17 protein-coding genes and 1 pseudogene are annotated in these 14,592 nt (G+C 68.6%); 8 read left to right on the forward strand and 10 right to left on the reverse strand.

Features of this window, described 5'->3' with window-relative positions:
* The first annotated feature begins 697 nt into the window (after positions 1 to 697).
* A complete protein-coding gene (locus ACZ3IC_RS15905) occupies positions 698 to 1,264 on the forward strand; it encodes a hypothetical protein (RefSeq protein WP_467416555.1) in 567 nt (188 codons plus the stop codon).
* Positions 1,265 to 1,729: 465 nt separating this feature from the next.
* On the opposite strand, the gene ACZ3IC_RS15910 is transcribed toward ACZ3IC_RS15905, so the two are convergent.
* Positions 1,730 to 2,512, reverse strand: coding sequence for a polysaccharide deacetylase family protein (locus tag ACZ3IC_RS15910; RefSeq protein WP_467416556.1), 783 nt, complete (start codon positions 2,510 to 2,512; stop codon positions 1,730 to 1,732).
* A 157-nt stretch (positions 2,513 to 2,669) separates the two neighbouring features.
* Between ACZ3IC_RS15910 and ACZ3IC_RS15915 the strand changes: the two are divergent.
* Positions 2,670 to 2,834: pseudogene (locus ACZ3IC_RS15915) on the forward strand (IS1380 family transposase); the annotation flags it as partial.
* Between the two features lie 189 nt (positions 2,835 to 3,023).
* On the opposite strand, the gene ACZ3IC_RS15920 reads toward ACZ3IC_RS15915, so the two are convergent.
* From ACZ3IC_RS15920 to ACZ3IC_RS15935, 4 genes are all read right to left on the reverse strand, one after another.
* Positions 3,024 to 3,623 (reverse strand): hypothetical protein, encoded by a 600-nt coding sequence (locus tag ACZ3IC_RS15920; RefSeq protein WP_467416558.1) that lies wholly within the window; start codon positions 3,621 to 3,623, stop codon positions 3,024 to 3,026.
* A gap of 524 nt (positions 3,624 to 4,147) precedes the next feature.
* Entirely contained in the window at positions 4,148 to 5,278 is a 1,131-nt protein-coding gene (locus tag ACZ3IC_RS15925) for a site-2 protease family protein (protein WP_467416559.1), read from the reverse strand.
* A 249-nt stretch (positions 5,279 to 5,527) separates the two neighbouring features.
* Positions 5,528 to 6,055, reverse strand: a complete 528-nt coding sequence (locus ACZ3IC_RS15930) for a SixA phosphatase family protein (RefSeq protein ID WP_467416560.1) — start codon at positions 6,053 to 6,055, stop codon at positions 5,528 to 5,530.
* The gene (locus ACZ3IC_RS15935; RefSeq protein WP_467416562.1) at positions 6,052 to 6,528 is read right to left on the reverse strand and encodes a hypothetical protein; all 477 of its coding nucleotides are present in this window, start codon (positions 6,526 to 6,528) and stop codon (positions 6,052 to 6,054) included. The genes ACZ3IC_RS15930 and ACZ3IC_RS15935 overlap by 4 nt, the downstream gene beginning before the upstream one ends.
* Before the next feature lie 407 nt (positions 6,529 to 6,935).
* Here ACZ3IC_RS15935 and ACZ3IC_RS15940 point away from each other — a divergent pair, with 407 nt between their 5' ends.
* The gene (locus ACZ3IC_RS15940; RefSeq protein ID WP_467416565.1) at positions 6,936 to 7,232 is read left to right on the forward strand and encodes a hypothetical protein; all 297 of its coding nucleotides are present in this window, start codon (positions 6,936 to 6,938) and stop codon (positions 7,230 to 7,232) included.
* 17 nt (positions 7,233 to 7,249) lie between these two features.
* Here ACZ3IC_RS15940 and ACZ3IC_RS15945 read toward each other — a convergent pair whose 3' ends face one another.
* From ACZ3IC_RS15945 to ACZ3IC_RS15960, 4 genes are all read right to left on the reverse strand, one after another.
* Positions 7,250 to 7,546, reverse strand: coding sequence for a GYD domain-containing protein (locus ACZ3IC_RS15945; protein WP_467416567.1), 297 nt, complete (start codon positions 7,544 to 7,546; stop codon positions 7,250 to 7,252).
* A gap of 708 nt (positions 7,547 to 8,254) precedes the next feature.
* On the reverse strand, positions 8,255 to 8,536 hold the full coding sequence (locus tag ACZ3IC_RS15950) for a hypothetical protein (RefSeq protein ID WP_467416570.1): 282 nt from the start codon (positions 8,534 to 8,536) through the stop codon (positions 8,255 to 8,257).
* A gap of 193 nt (positions 8,537 to 8,729) precedes the next feature.
* Entirely contained in the window at positions 8,730 to 9,608 is an 879-nt protein-coding gene (locus ACZ3IC_RS15955) for a JmjC domain-containing protein (protein ID WP_467416571.1), read from the reverse strand.
* A 35-nt stretch (positions 9,609 to 9,643) separates the two neighbouring features.
* Positions 9,644 to 10,063, reverse strand: a complete 420-nt coding sequence (locus tag ACZ3IC_RS15960; protein WP_467416573.1) for a JmjC domain-containing protein — start codon at positions 10,061 to 10,063, stop codon at positions 9,644 to 9,646.
* On the opposite strand from ACZ3IC_RS15960, the gene ACZ3IC_RS15965 reads away from it, so the two are divergent.
* Positions 10,037 to 10,354: a hypothetical protein gene (locus ACZ3IC_RS15965; protein ID WP_467416575.1), complete on the forward strand. Its 318-nt coding sequence runs from the start codon at positions 10,037 to 10,039 to the stop codon at positions 10,352 to 10,354. The two genes, ACZ3IC_RS15960 and ACZ3IC_RS15965, sit on opposite strands and share 27 nt — an antisense overlap.
* 545 nt (positions 10,355 to 10,899) lie before the next feature.
* Here ACZ3IC_RS15965 and ACZ3IC_RS15970 read toward each other — a convergent pair.
* The gene (locus ACZ3IC_RS15970; RefSeq protein WP_467416577.1) at positions 10,900 to 11,106 is read right to left on the reverse strand and encodes a hypothetical protein; all 207 of its coding nucleotides are present in this window, start codon (positions 11,104 to 11,106) and stop codon (positions 10,900 to 10,902) included.
* Positions 11,107 to 12,002: 896 nt separating this feature from the next.
* Between ACZ3IC_RS15970 and ACZ3IC_RS15975 the strand changes: the two genes are divergently transcribed.
* From ACZ3IC_RS15975 to ACZ3IC_RS15990, 4 genes are read left to right on the forward strand one after another with little or no spacing between them, the layout of a single operon-like run.
* Positions 12,003 to 13,238, forward strand: coding sequence for an ATP-binding protein (locus ACZ3IC_RS15975; protein WP_467416579.1), 1,236 nt, complete (start codon positions 12,003 to 12,005; stop codon positions 13,236 to 13,238).
* Positions 13,235 to 13,639 carry a roadblock/LC7 domain-containing protein gene (locus tag ACZ3IC_RS15980; RefSeq protein WP_467416581.1) on the forward strand — a complete coding sequence of 135 codons (405 nt, stop codon included), beginning with the start codon at positions 13,235 to 13,237 and terminating at the stop codon, positions 13,637 to 13,639. Before ACZ3IC_RS15975 ends, ACZ3IC_RS15980 begins: the two co-directional genes overlap by 4 nt.
* Positions 13,636 to 14,010 carry a DUF742 domain-containing protein gene (locus ACZ3IC_RS15985; RefSeq protein ID WP_467416583.1) on the forward strand — a complete coding sequence of 125 codons (375 nt, stop codon included), beginning with the start codon at positions 13,636 to 13,638 and terminating at the stop codon, positions 14,008 to 14,010. Before ACZ3IC_RS15980 ends, ACZ3IC_RS15985 begins: the two co-directional genes overlap by 4 nt.
* Entirely contained in the window at positions 13,985 to 14,575 is a 591-nt protein-coding gene (locus tag ACZ3IC_RS15990) for a GTP-binding protein (RefSeq protein WP_467416584.1), read from the forward strand. Before ACZ3IC_RS15985 ends, ACZ3IC_RS15990 begins: the two co-directional genes overlap by 26 nt.
* The last annotated feature ends 17 nt before the right edge of the window (positions 14,576 to 14,592 follow it).

Genomic DNA, 14,592 nt, shown 5'->3' on the forward strand with positions numbered 1-14,592 from the left:
TTCGGCGACAGATGTCGATCAGACGTCGCCGAACAGGACCGACAAGAGCGTCGATTGGTTGTACGAGACTCAGCCGGTTACCGCAGCGGTGACAGCCCGTCGCTGGGGGTCAAGGTCTCCGTACTGTCCGTCATCACGGCGGTCATCCAGTAGTACGAGGTGGTGCCGCGTCGGGCCGGTGCGCTCGGACGCGAGCAAGCCCCCGCAGGCTCAGCACCAGATGAGCACCAGAACGCCGGGTAAAGAGCGGTCAGTCCTGGTCAGAGAGCAAGTGCCGCGACTACGCTCAGGACTGCCATACTCCCTGCTCAGAAGCCATGGACCGGGGGCTGATCCGTGATTCCCAAACTCAGAGCGCGAGTTCGATTCTCGTCACCCGCTCTTCAATGAAGGCCCAGGTCAAAGAACTGGACCTTCATCGTTCATACAGTGGCGCGCTCCACCTTGACGCCCTGAACCACGCCCGCTCCACGGTGTGTGGGCCGAAGGCGGACGGGATGGAAGCCGGGGAAAGTGGTGGCCTACGGCGAAAGGACGCCGGTACGCCACGCGTGAACGCTGAGCCCGTAGGTCACTAGTCCGTCTCGTTGATAGATGGGCGTGTTGCGCACGGAAATTCCAATTGATCCAGTGTGTGCAGTTCAAGCTCACAAGCGGATGCAGGAGACATCCGAAACGCTTGAAACAAGGAGCACACATGAGTCCTGAGCGCAGGACACCTACGCCGTTCGCGACCCTGCTGCGAGGCAAGCGCAAGAAGATTGGCGGGCTCACCTCAGTCGCGCTGCTGGCGGCGATCGGACTGGTCACCCCCACCGCGGCCATCGCACACACCACCACCCACGAGAGCGTCACGTCCGCCAACGACCCCAAGTGCGACCCGTATGGCATGGGGAGCCTGGGCAAGTGCAAGAAGCCGAAGCCGCCGCCGCCGCCGCCAACGGGCTGCAACGACATCGACTCAGCAGTTCAAGGCAACACCAAGTACGTCTCGGTGGTTTGCAGCGGGGAGGTGCGCGTCCTGTCCGTCAATGAGGCTGGTCCGAACCCGCCAACCCCTGTTGCGGGACCGGGCAACGTCTTCTGGCAGCCGGTAGGTGGCCCGACCAACGTATTCGACGCCACGCTGTCGGTATTCGATGCCCGCCTCCTGGTCACCGTGCTGACTTCAACAGGAGAGGTATGGCAGGGCGTGTGCACCTCAACGCTCCCGCTCACGGTCCCGTGCACCTTCACGCAGATGCCCACGCCACCCAACACGTAACGAACCTGCTCACGGCGAGCGTAAGGCCTGTCGGAAGCATGCCGCGGTCACCGCTCACCACCGTGGCAACTTCGGTCGGCTAGGCGACACCGTGCCCCTGGCGTGCCCGTTCGAGACGCACGCCAGGGGAAGCCGCGGGGAACACTCCACCGCCCGCCCGACTGCACCCGAGGTACTACGCGCGCTGCCCGGAGCGTCGTCCACCCCCATGGCGACGGTTCTGGACTCGGCCGGTGCGCTGCTGGGGCCGGCCTGGCTGCCGAGCCGGGTGGTCGCGGCCATGGCGCGCCAGTCTGCGTAGGTCCTCGCCGCGGAAGTCCGTACTCCGATCTCACAGACGGCCGGGATCTGACGCGATGCTTTCTTCTCTGACCCATGACGATCCGGCCGGGCTGGCGGGCGGGCGGAGAAGCATTGCAACGGCGGGCACCCGAACGCTGCGCCGTGTACCGCGGCGAGCCTCACTCACCGCACGGGGAAGCCGAAGGAGTACCCCTGCTGCTTCAGCCAGGGCAGGATCTCGCGCAGAGCGGCCAAGGTCTGGGAGCGATCCCCTCCCGCGTCGTGGAAGAGGACGGTCGGCCCGTTGGAGATCTCACTCTTGACGGTGGCGACCATGGTGTCCGTGCCGGGACGCTCGAAGTCCCTGGAGTCGACGTTCCAGCCCAGCGGCCGCATTCCCCGGGACGCGGCGAGCTGTCGGCTGTACGGGGTGAAAGCACCTCCCGGGGCCCGGTAATACTGGGGCCGGACGCCTCCGGACGCCTTGGTGATCATGCGTTCGGCATCCAGGATCTGCTGGGACTGGTAGGCCTCGGACTTGGTGTCCATGCTGGTGTCGTGCGAGACCGCGTGGTCGCACAGCCGGTGCCCGGCCGCCACGACCGCCTTGACCAGGTCCGGGTACATCTGAGCCTGCGTGCCCACCATGCAGAACGTAGCCTTCACACCGCTGTCCTTCAGCAGTTGCAGCACCTGCGGCGTCCAGACCGGGTCCGGTCCGTCGTCGATGGTGATGTTGACACCCCGGGCGCCGCGGTCCGACGCGTGCGCGATGTCCGCCGCCACCTTGGCCACGGTCCGGTCCTGGGGCCGGGCGTCCGGCGCTGAGACACGCGCTTGCGGCTGCCGCCCTCCGACGGGGTCGGCCTGCGCTGTCCACACCGAGGTGGCAGCGGCCACCGCTGTCACCCCGAGAGCCGCCGCGAGAAGCCGGCCGTGCCATCCCCTTCCCTTATGCCTTGCCATGTCCGCCCGCCCCTTTGCTGTCTCCACCGATGCCGTGCGCCCATGAAGACATACGAACGCCCGCACAAGATCCCTCTGTTACCGATCGCAGACGAATCCGCAGGGGACCGGCGACAAACACAGAAGCCCGAGGAACAGCCGCACCTCGGCTCCCCGTCGGCTCCGGGAACCCCGCGGTCTGCGACTCCGCCTCTTCTCAGCCGCCCCCCAGCTGATCACCACCGCCCGCCGTCGGCACCTGCGATTCACCCACCACTGGGACTGGACCGATGTCATCACCAGCGCGATCGAGCAACTCGACGCCCTCCCGAACCCCGGTTGATCAGCAGATCCACCTGTCCCCGACGGGCCTGAACCATCCCCGGGACCATGGACCCCGGCGCCCACCCAACGCGACAATCGGGCCAGCGGCCTGCCCCACACGCCCCAACAAACGAAGAAGAGCCCGTCAGCAAGCTGACGGGCTCCCGCGAAAAATCGAGGCTTGCCCTGAGGCTAACCTGCCATCAGGTCAGATCGTCGGTGTTTCATCGACGATCTCCTTGTGCGGTTCGACAATGAACCTCCAGCCATCGCTGGGCTCCAGGAACCGCACTCGGGTCGGGTAGATGTCCAGGGCACGGCGGTCGCGGTTTTGGCTGTTCGTGTTCTTCCGCCCCCGGGCCGGCTCCTCGTACAGGTCGACCTTGACGTCCGGCACCGCGACGGTGTCCTCGCTCCAGCGCTGAACGATCCCCGCGCCGAACGCGTCCCGTGCGGCGGAGTAGAGCGACTCCAGGGATTCCTTCTTCCCGTCGGGCACGAAGAGGGCGAGGTTCAGAAGGACGCCGGCACTCTGGAGAACCTCGATTTCTTCCCCCGCCTTGTCGGCAATCCAGATCCCGCGCTCTTCGAGATTGTCCGGGAGAACATGAATTTCCTCACCGAAGATCGTCCTCGCGATGAAGGACCCTCCCTCGAAATTCTTACCCGGCTTCGTAAGAAAAGCCGGGGCGTAGCAGTCGAGAGGAAGGCCATCCATCTCTGCCGAGACGAAGATGTCGTCCTGGAGGCCCAATTCCGAAACCTCTCCGGCCGTAAGACGTCGAGCCGTAACCTTCTCGGTATTCACGCCATTCCCCTTTTTTCGTGGCGTCCTGTAAATTCATTAGGACTATATCATGAAAACGAACAGCCAGTCTCTTTAACCACACCTCCGCGCTCCCGATAGTACAGTCAACCCTCCGAGTAATTTCTTCCAACAGAACAGCAGACAAATCCTCTCGAATCGCCGACGAAACGCAACCCCCGTAGAGAAATACGGTGAGGTCCAAGAGGTGACTCACTGCTTCGGCGGGGTTTTCGGAACCAAGTCAGCCGCCAAGTGAAATGTGAGCGGCCCTGGTCGAATGGCAACCCGGCGACCTTCGACAACCGCGACCTCGCCCGCCTCCTTACTCACCGCTCACAACTGCCAGGTGCACACGACGCCATATCCGCCGTCCTCGTGCCCCGTCCGTGCCCTTCGGAGCCGTAAACAGCGGTCCGTCAGGGTGCGAAGCACCCCACCAACCGCGCCCCTGATGCTCTGGTCGGGGCCTGCGGAGGTGTCCGGAGGGCGGGGGCGGAGCCGGGTCGACGCTGCGGGACTCGGGCTCAGTTGGGCCCTTGGCCTTCCAGTGTGCGCCGCTGGACCAGCCGTGAAATGTCCTTCGCGGTGACGATCCCCACCAGATGGCCCCCGTCCACGACGAGAATGCGCATGCCAGTACCCGGGCGTAGCTTGTCGAGAGCCTCACTCAGAAGATCACTCGGGGCGGCCACCGCGCACTGTGCCAGCGGGATCGCCACCTCGCGCACGCGCAGCGCCTCCCGGCGCGCTCCCGGTATCCGGGCAAGCTTGCGTATCGATACGATCCCGCTGGGACGGCCTTCGAAATCGAGCAGCGGCACGGTGGAATGGCGGGAGTTCGCTGCCACCTCGTCGATGAAATGGCGGATGGTCAGCCAGTCGGCGCCGGTGGTCACCGGGCTGGACATGGCATCGGCGACCTTGATGCCCCGCAGTGCTGTGTGGATCACGGCGTGCTGCCGTTCGGTGCCGGCGACGAACGTGATGAAGAGACCGACGAGGACGAGCCACAGCCCGCCCGGCGCCCCGCGCAGGAAGGAGATCCAGCCGAAGGCCATCAGCAGCACGCCCATGACCTGACCGCTTCGGGAGGCCGCCCGATCCGCACGTTCCCGGTCTCCGGTAAGCCACCACAACAGCGCCTGCACCACCCTTCCGCCGTCGAGCGGCGCAGCGGGAAGGAGGTTGAATGCGCCCAGGAACAGGTTCGCCCAGCCGAGCCACACCAGAACGGCGGCGGGCACCGCCCAGCCGGACATCGCGTGCAGCCCGATTCCCGCTCCGAGCGCGGCGCCTCCGATGGCCAGGCTGGTGAGCGGCCCGCTGATCGCCACTGCGAAAGCCACCGCGGCCGTCGGCGGTCGCCCCATCCGGGTCATCCCGCCCAGCGCCCAAAGCGTCACATCCTGTACCGCGATCTTCTTCCTGCGGGCAGTCGCGGCGTGTGCCGTCTCGTGGAGCAGGAGGCTGCCCATGAGCAACACGGCCCCCACGGCACTGGCGAAGGTGTAGACCGCATCCGAGCGCCCTGGAGTCCATGCGGGGAGGGTCTGGCGGCCAAGCCCGTACGCGAACAGGACCACCAGCAGCGGCACGCTCCAGTGCATCCGCAGTGGTACCCCGACAACTTGTCCGACACGGACCGAGCCGTTCATCGTCGTCTCCCGCCGACTCGGCACCCGGTCCACCGGGCAGGACCTCGCGACCTGACTCCGTGAACCGACCAACACGGCACCCACCCACAATTGTCGCTCTCAGAATCTCTCGCAGTAGGCCAGGCCAAGGAAAGTACGAGTCCGGCCGCCAGCGAGGCGAGTCCCACCTAGCTGCAGAGCTCCGAGGTCTGCAGCGCTCTGGCGGCCACTCGTGCACACCGGGCACGGCTTGGTGTCGGCGCCGTCCCGTCATGGCTTCGAGCCACGGGGCACGACCATGTTTGTCAGCCGGGCAGCACCCGGTTCCAGGTCCGACCAGGGGCCGGACAGGCACAGCACGGCGATCGCGGACGTCGGGAACTTCGTACGCGTCCGCTCCAGGGCGTAGCACTCCGCCTCACCGGCGAGCATCAGGACCAGGTCCTGCACTCCGGGATTGTGCCCGATCAGCATCAGCGTCCGTACCCGCGCCGGGACGTCCCGTACGACGCCGAGCAACTCCCCGGCACTCGCCTGGTAGAGGCGTGCGTCGTGAGTTACCGGCGTGATGGCTTCGAGCTCGTCCGAGACGAGGTCCCATGTCTGGCGGGTACGGCTGGCGGTGGAGCACACGACGAGGTCGGGAACGCAGTCGGCCTCGCGCAGCCAGCGGCCGGCCGCCGGGGCGTCACGACGGCCGCGCGGGGCGAGAGGCCGCTCGTGGTCGGCCACGTCGTCGGGCCAGGCGGATTTGGCGTGCCGCAGCACGACCAGGCGTCGGAGGCTGCCCGAGGTCATGGTGTCACCTGCTGCTGGTGGCCGACCTCGCGCGCGAGGCCCAGCCCGAGGACACGGGCGAGACGGGCGAGACGGGCGAGACGGGCGAACGTATCGAACTCGGCACCGGCCGACACGTCCGCGTCCCTCTCCACTCCGCGCAACATGTCCAGGACCGCGGGGACGCCGAAGTTGTCGGCGAGCGCGGCACGAGCCCGCCGCAGCAGGTCGGCAGGGATCGGCCTCGATGGCTCCTGCGCCCAGTCGGCCACCGGTTGCCGCCGGCGCCGCAGTGCCCGCCGGGCCTCGGCTAGCGCGGCGCCGGTGACCATGACGGGCGTGCGATAGGTGTGGCCGAGCAGCAGCACGCGCAGGTGCACCGCGCCGATCCCGTTGTCGATCAACGGCAGATGGACGCAGATGCGCAGGGGGTGGCGGTGCGCGGAAGGAATCTCCACCAGGCGGCCGGTGCGGGCGTCGGCGATACGCAGCATGCTGTGGAGGCTAGTCGTGGAAACCTCCGGTACGGAGGAAGCTGGTGGATGAAGCGTCGGGCCATCGACCCCCGGTTCGGTCGGTGCGGCCTCATCGCGTCCTGGGCGGACGCGATGACCGGCGCCATGGCCTCGGCCGTGTCGCGAACAACTGGTCCGCCTCCGGCGCCTGGTAGAACGCCGACAGACCGCCAAAGCTGGGGTGGACGTCGGACGCGGCGGTCGAGATCTTCACCCCGCCCGACGAGATCGCCCGGCTCGTCAGCCCCTGCCCCGTCGCACTCAGGCCCGCTCAGCGGCCTGGGGCGACCGCACTGCCCCGTAGCAGGGGCGGAAGCGGTGCCACAAACCTACGATGGCTGCAGAAGGCACCATCAAGTCGAACCGGCGTTCCGGAGGAGGCCGCGATGGTGGAGCACTTTGTCTGGGTGACGACACGCCGCATCAAGCCGGGCGCGTTGGAGGAGTTCGAGAGGGCCTGGCGCCCGGACCCGTACCCGCGGGCGCTGCGCCGCGCCTATGCGTACTGGTCCGAGGACGGGCAGGAGATCACCGGGGTGTCGTTCTGGGACACCAAGGAAGCGTGCGACTCCTGGCGGGCCTCCGCGACCGAGGCGCAGCGGCGTGAGGCCATGGCCCCTTACATCGTCGAGGAGCGGGAAGGCTTCTACCGCGGCCGCGAACTCGGAGTCGGGCCCACCTGAAGCCCCCGGCGGGGACGTCAGCCAGCGGCCTTGCCGATGATGCGATCCATCTCTTGTTGGCCGAAGGCCCGCAGAGTCGTCGTACGGACGTTGCCCACCCCACCGAGCTGTAGGAATACTGCGGTGGCGGTTTCGTCGTCGGGCGCCTCGACGACGACCACGAGGTCGTATGGACCGACGGTCCAGTAGATATTCAGCAGCTTCGCCCCGAGCTTCTGTGTTGCTGCGCCGAAGGCCTCGGCGCGCTCCGCCGTGTCCTTGTAGTTTCGGATCCCTTGATCGGTCCAGTTCAGCAACGCAACGTAGGTCGGCATGTTCTTCCACCTCCACGAGGAAACAGATCGCGAGGTCAATCCTGGGCATCAGGGCTGAAGCCTGCACGAGGTACGCACCCGAACGAGGAATACGGGCGGCCACAGGCGGTTGATCACGGTGGTTGGAACCATCGAGGCGCTCGCACAACAGCCACACCGACCTGCGAGGTGACAGGTCTCGAGTCCGGCCTCATCCACCCCGCTCCACCGCTCCGCCGGAGTGCGCATCGGCCCGCCTCGGCAAGGGCCGCGCGGTTACCCGTCGCCCCCCTCGATCGCTCAGGTTCCTCCGTCCAGTACCGGTGAAGCCGGGCCACAGCTTCTTTTTTGGCCAGCTCGGCGACCGTCTTCTCTGCCAGACCGACCCGGTGGATCAGCAAATACACCAGGTCGGCCGGCAGAGCTTCCTTCGGCACCGGCGGAACTCCTCGGTCCGGGAGCCGACCGTCGGGCACACAGTTCCAGACCTCGCCCTCGGCGCACCGGCCGCGGAAGCCACCGACACCGGAATCACGGTGTCGAAGATGGTCGTGAATTCGGGCAAGCCCATCGTCGTGGGCACCACCGAGGAGAAACTGCCCAGCGTCAGCTTCCACGTGACCTGGCCCTCAGGTCACTCCCTCTCCGACGTGGAGGCGAGCCCCTTCCTGTACCACGACACCACGGCAGGCAAGAGCGCCGACCACGGTGGCATCTACATGAGCAGCATCACCTGTTACGACGCCGGGGACGTGATCGGGATGGCTCGCGCCGCCGTGAAAGGGGGGTCGTGGGCTGCGGCGAGGCCGGCCCGTGGTGCGACAACAGCGCCCGCCGCAGCCGTTCCAGGCTCAGTGCGGCCTCCTCGGGGCCGATCCCGGTGGCCTCGGATACGGCCTCCGGATCGCCCGTACGGTGTTCGAGGACCCAGCCGTACACGGCGAGGTCGTTCTCGCCCAGCCCCCGGGCCGCCTCGAACGGCCCGGTACGTACCTGCTCCTGCCCTTCCACGTACCCCCCTCGTCGCCGTGTGACGGGTGGTGCCGACCGGCGCATCGGATGCCCCGGGCAAGGATAGGCAGAAGGGGCGGGCAGAACAGATCTTGTCGCGTCAGGACTGCGCAAAGGCCCCCGAGCGCAGGACTTCGGGGGCTGGGTGCTTCGGGTTGCGCGGCGGTTCAGGGACCGGCACCCGTCGGACCGGTCACGCGGCGGCCGGCATCGCCGCGCGCATGGCGGCGCGCGCGTGGGCCACCAGTGCCTCGGGGGTCAGGGTCGCCAGGGTGCGGCGGGTGTGGCCGATCAGGGCCTCGGCGGCATCGGTGAGCGCCTCGTCGTCGAGCGGCCGGCCGGGGATCGCGGCTCCGTCGGCGAGGAGCGCCTGCAGCAGGGCGTACAGGTTCGCGGTGCCCGCCTCGCGTACGGTCAGCGAGAGGTGGACGGACGGAGTGTCGCCCACGGCGTCCGCGTGGTGCGCGAACCCCCTCGGTACGTACAGGACCTCACCGGGTCGCAGGACGGTCTCCAGCAGTACCTCGCCCGGGTCGCCGTCCTCCCTGGCCGGTTCCCAGTTGCCGTCGGCCGGTCCGGCGTGGACGCGCCAGCGCTTCTCCCCGCTGATCTGGATCGCGAGGACATCGGCGTCGTCGCGGTGGAGCGGGCGGCCCTGGGAGCCCGCAGGGGTGCGGAAGCAGAACGCCTCGACCTGGCGGCCGAGTTGCTCGGCAAGGCCCGTGGTGAGCGCCCGTACACCCTGGTGCCACTGGTCCACGTATCGAAGCAGTACGGTGGCCCGCTCGTCGTCGACCAGCCGGCGCACGAGTTCCGCGTCCGCGTAGTCCTCGACCACCTCACCGAGCACCACCCGGGGCGTGCAGAACCGCTCGGCGGGTACGTGGCTGTCCTCGTGAACAAGCCCGATGTAGGGCACCTTGAGCAGCCCGGCGTCGAGCAGGCCGTCCAGTTCGGTGGTGTCCAGGAGGTCCACCGGGGGGTCGTCGGGTCGCAGCACGGCCGGTGCGCGGCGCCAGTGCATGGCGAAGAAATCCTGCTCGTCCCGGACACATCGCTTCAGCCAGTCCATCGTTGGTCTCACTCTCCGTCGGGTGCTCCGGCCGGTCAGGCCGTGGGGCGGCTGCTGTACGCGTGCAGGCGGGCGCTGCGCACGAGGGACTCGGCGCTCGCGCTGTCGAGCCTGTCGCTGAAGTGGTCGAGGAGGGCGGCGGCCGTCCCGGTCAGATCCGCGTCGTCGAGAGGGCGGGCGGGCAGGACGAGGCCGGAGGCGAGCAGGGACTGCAGCTCCGCGCGCAGGTGCCCGGCGCCGGCCTCGCGCAGCGCGATCGTGAGGTGCAGCGAGGGGCCGTCCTCGGTGGCCTGCGCGGTGTGGGCGTAGCCGTTCGGGACGTACAGGACCTCGCCGGGCCGTACGACGGTGTCGAGCAGGACCGGGCCGGGGTCGTCCTCCCGCACGGGCTGCCAGTCCGCGTCGGTGGGGCCACCGAACACCTGCCAGTGCTTGGCGCCGCTGAGCTGGAGCACGAGGATGTCGCCGTCGTCGCGGTGTACGGCGCCGAAGCGTCCGGGCTGCGAGTAGAAGCAGAACGCCTCGGCCAGCCGCCCGAGTTGCTCGGCAAGACCGGCGGTGAGTTGCCGGACCGGCGGGTACCAGTGGTTGACGTAGCGCAGTTGCAGGGTGGCCCGCTCCTCCCGATCAGCGTCCGTACGCGCTCCGGGTCGAGCCAGCCTTCGATATACCGCCCGGCCACCACGCGGGCCGGGCAGAAGGCCGCTTCCGGCACGGCGCCCGCCATCGTGAACAGTCCGGCGTAGGGCACTCTCAGGGCGCCCGAGTCGATGAGGTCGTCGAGGTCGGCGGGGGTGAGGATTTCGGTGGGCGGATCGTCCGGCCGCAGCACGACGGGCCCTTGGCGCCACTGCGTACGGAGGAACCGTTCCGCGTCGGAAACACAGCGTTCGAGCCAGTTCACGGCTCACTCTCCTTGCTCGCGTTGCTCACGCTCCGGCTGCGGGGCCCGCCGGCCGGGTGGGTGGCCGGCGGGCCCCGTCAGGGCGCTGTCGGGGGTCGGATCCGAAGGGGACTACGGGAGTCGGACGGCTCCGGGGCCGGATGACTGCCGGGTCAGGTCACTGCCGGGCCGGCTGGCTGCCGGCGTCGGGCGGCTGCCGGTGTCGGGCGGCTGCCGGTGTCGGGCGGCTGCCGGTGTCGGGTGGCTGCCGGGTCAGGCCACTGCCGGAGCCGGCTGGCTGCCGGCGTCGGGTGGCTGCCGGGGCCGGCTACCTGCCAGGTCAGGTCACTGCCGGGGCCGGCTGGCTGCCGGGGCCGGACGACTTCCGGAGTCGGATGACTGCCGGGATCAGATGACGTCCGGGTAGCAGTCCCCGCAGCCCGCCTCGACGGAGTGGCTGGGCGCGGAGTCCGACGCGGCGAAGGCGCTCGGGGCGAACATCGAGCCGCCGATGACCGCGGCCGCGGCGACGCCGAGGGCGGCCTTGCGGGACAGGGTCAGGCCGGCCTTGGGCTGGGCCTCGGTCGGCTGCGCGGTGTTCTGCGAAAGGTTCATGAGATCTCCTGTGTCATCGGGCCGGCCCTGTGAGGCCGGGGTTCGTGCCCCGGGGCGCTTCCCCTTGGCTGATCTCCATCCTGGTTTTCGCGTGCTGTCGCCGACAGTGACGAGAGCCCGCTCCCGCAGGCACGTGACCCGAGGTCCCGGGAGGGGCGGGCGCGCCGTGACACCTGTGCCGGGAGCTGTCCGGCGCCGGGGACGCCGCTTGCCGCGGGGTGGTCAGTCCGGCGCCTGGGACGCCGCTTGCCGCGGGGTGGTCAGTCCGTGGCGGTCGGGCGGGTCGGCAGCGGTGATGCGGGCGGCGAAGGACAGGGTGCCCGGCGTCGGGGTGGTCGTGGCCTCGGTGGTGAGGCCGTCAAGAGCCAGGTCGAGGTGGCGGTGGAGGAGGTCGATCGAGAGCCAGGCCGAGGTGGCGGTGGAGGAGGTCGATCGAGAGCCAGGCCGAGGTGGCGGTGGAGGAGGTCGGTCGAGATCACGGCGTGCATGCCTGTCGCCCTGTCCGGTCGCCGCCCGTACGCGCCCTCGTGGACCCAGCGAACGAGTTACCACTGTCTCCGAGCTCCGCGGCGCCCCGCACGGAACTGAGCACCCGCGGCGCCCGACACACCTGAGCGATCGTCACGCAATTCCGCCCCTGAATGTGAACATTCCGCATCAAGAGTGCAACTGGCGTGTCGGCCTTGACATTTACCCGAGCACCCGATGCTAAGATCATCTTACTTCCAGTGGGCTGATGGCGTATGGGGGCATTCCGGGAGGGATGAATTCCTCGGCCCCACTTTCGGAGGGGCCTTCCCTGCGTGGCACAAGCAGTGACTCGATGAGTCCGACCTGTGCGGCCCATGAGGGAGCGTCAAGCCGTTTCCCTAGCCATGGCACTTGAAGTGAGTCTCATGACATTTGCACAGGGCCCTCTCTTCTGGGCACTGGTTGTCGTAGCACTGGTCGCTGTGGGTGCCGTCCTGCGTGCTCGCAAGACCAACATCGGTCTGCGTAGACAGACCGCCGAACTCCGGGGCGAGCGCGACGCGCTGCAACGGCAGCGGGACGAGCTCCACGTCACCCACACCGGTCTGCTGCACCGGCAGGCCGCCGAAATGGCCGAGGTCCGCAAGGACGCCGAGGAGGAGACCAAGGCCGTCCTCAAGGCGGCCGTGCGCACCCTTCAGGGGCTTGCGGACGAGCAGCAGGTGGTCATCGAGAACGCCCAGAAGAAGTACGGCGACGACCCCAACATGCTCGCCGACCTGATGGCCATCGACCACGCCAACAGCCAGTTCGGGCGCCGGGCGCAGGGCATCGCCGTGCTGTGCGGCGGCTGGCTCGGGCGCAGGGAGACCGTCGCCTCCGTCTTCGACGTGGCCCGCAGCGCCCAGGGCCGTATCCGGCAGTTCGACCGGGTCCGGGTCAACGGACAGGTCAACTTCTCGGTCGTCAGCAAGGCCGTGGAGCCAGTGGCGGTGGTCCTCGCCGAGCTGCTGGCCAACGCCACCAACTACTCGGCCCCCAGCGCTCCGGTGGAGATCAACATCCAGGCCGTCCCGAAGGGCGTCTGCCTCATCGTCGACGACGCGGGCCTCGGCATGGGTCAGGAGGAGAAGGACCGCGCGGCGGCTCTCCTCGCTCCTCAGGCCGCGATCAGCGTCTCCAGTCTCGGCATTCCCCCGCAGTTCGGATTCGCCGTCTCCGGCGTACTGGCCGCTCGCTACGGGTTCAAGGTCTCGGTGGACTCCGTATCACCCTATGGAGGCGTACGCGCGGTGGTTCTCCTGCCCGACGAACTTCTCACCGGAGACGCGCCCGCGCCACTGGCAGCCACCCCTGCGGCCCCCGGCGGCCAGGACGCGGGCGTATCGGCGCTCCCCCGCCGCCAGGTGCCCGCGCCGGCTCCGACTCCGTTGTTCCCCCCGGCCGCGCAGCCGACCCCCGCCCCGCAGCCCACCGGGTCCTTCACCACCCCCGGCGGCCTCCCCAAGCGTCGTCGCAAGAGCCCGGTGTCAGTGGTGCCGTCGGCCGACCCCACGCCGGTGCGCAGCAACGAGGAGACCGCTTCCCGCCTGGGCGCGTTCCAGCGCGGAACCCGGTCCGGGCGTGACACGACGACGATGGAAGGACCCGAGTTCCAGTGAACCCCGATCTGTCCTGGGTGCTCAACGATGTGCTCCAGGTACCCGGCGCACGGCACGCGATCCTCGTCTCCGCCGACGGCCTGCTGCTGGCCAACTCCAGCGAGATCGGCCGGGACGACGCGGAGACCGTGGCGGCGGCGATGAGTTCCATGCAGTCGCTGAGCCGGGCCGTCGCGCCCTTCATCGGAGCCCAGGCTCCCGGCCGCTGGCGCCAGACGCTCCTCGAGTACGAGCACGGCTGGATCTTCCTGATCGCCGCCGGTACCGGTGCCTATCTGGCGGCGGCCGCCGCGGCCGACGTGGACATGGAAGCCATGTCCTTCCGTATGCAGCAGCAGGTCACCGCACTGGGGAAGGCGATGACCACGCCTCCCCGCCTGAGCGCAGGAAGCGAAGTATGACGACGCCGGGCGAGGAGCAGGCAGTCAACAGCGGGTTCGTCCGCTCCTACGTCATCACCGGCGGGCGCGGCCTGCCCGACGCGGAGGACCTCTCCCTCGTCACCCTGGTCACCATCGCACCCGACCGGCAACTGCCCCCCAACCCGAGCCCCGAGGTCCGGGCGATCTGGGAGCTGTGCTCCGGCGGCTATCTGTCGGTGGCGGAGGTCGCGGGCCATCTGGGGCTGCCCGTCGGAGTGGCACGGCTGCTGCTGAACGATTTAGCTGATCAGGGTCATCTGATGCGCCGCAAGGCGCCGCCGCCGGCTCAACTCGTTGACAGGAAGATCCTCGAAGAGGTGTTGCATGGACTCCACGTCCGGTTCGGCTGACAGCATCTATGTGCCGGACGCGGTACAGCGTGCGGCGAAGATCCTCGTCGTCGGACACTTCGCCGTGGGCAAGACGACGCTCATCGGCACCCTCTCCGAGATCACTCCGCTGCGCACCGAGGAGAGGATGACGCAGGCCAGTGCCCACATCGACGATCTGCGGGGCGCGCCCGACAAGGTGACGACGACGGTAGCGCTGGACTTCGGCCGTCTGACGCTGAGCGACGAACTGGTGCTGTACCTGTTCGGCACGCCGGGCCAGCAGCGCTTCGTCGAGCTGTGGGAGGACATGGCGCGGGGCTCGCTCGGCGCGCTGCTCCTCGTCGACCCGGCCCGTCTCGCCGACACCTTCCCGGTGATCGACCTGGTCGAGACGTACGGGCTGGAGTACGCGGTCGCGGTCAACAGCTTCGACCCGTACTCCCGGCACGCCGAGGAGGAGTTGCGCGAGGCTCTCGACCTGCTGCCGGACACCCCGATCGTGTACTGCGACGCCCGCGACGAGAACTCGTCCGCGCAGGCCCTGATCACCCTGGTCCGGCACCTGCTCGCACGGGTGGGCTGACCTCCGCGCCGTCGCCG

This window comes from Streptomyces sp. NPDC002958 (assembly GCF_055563255.1).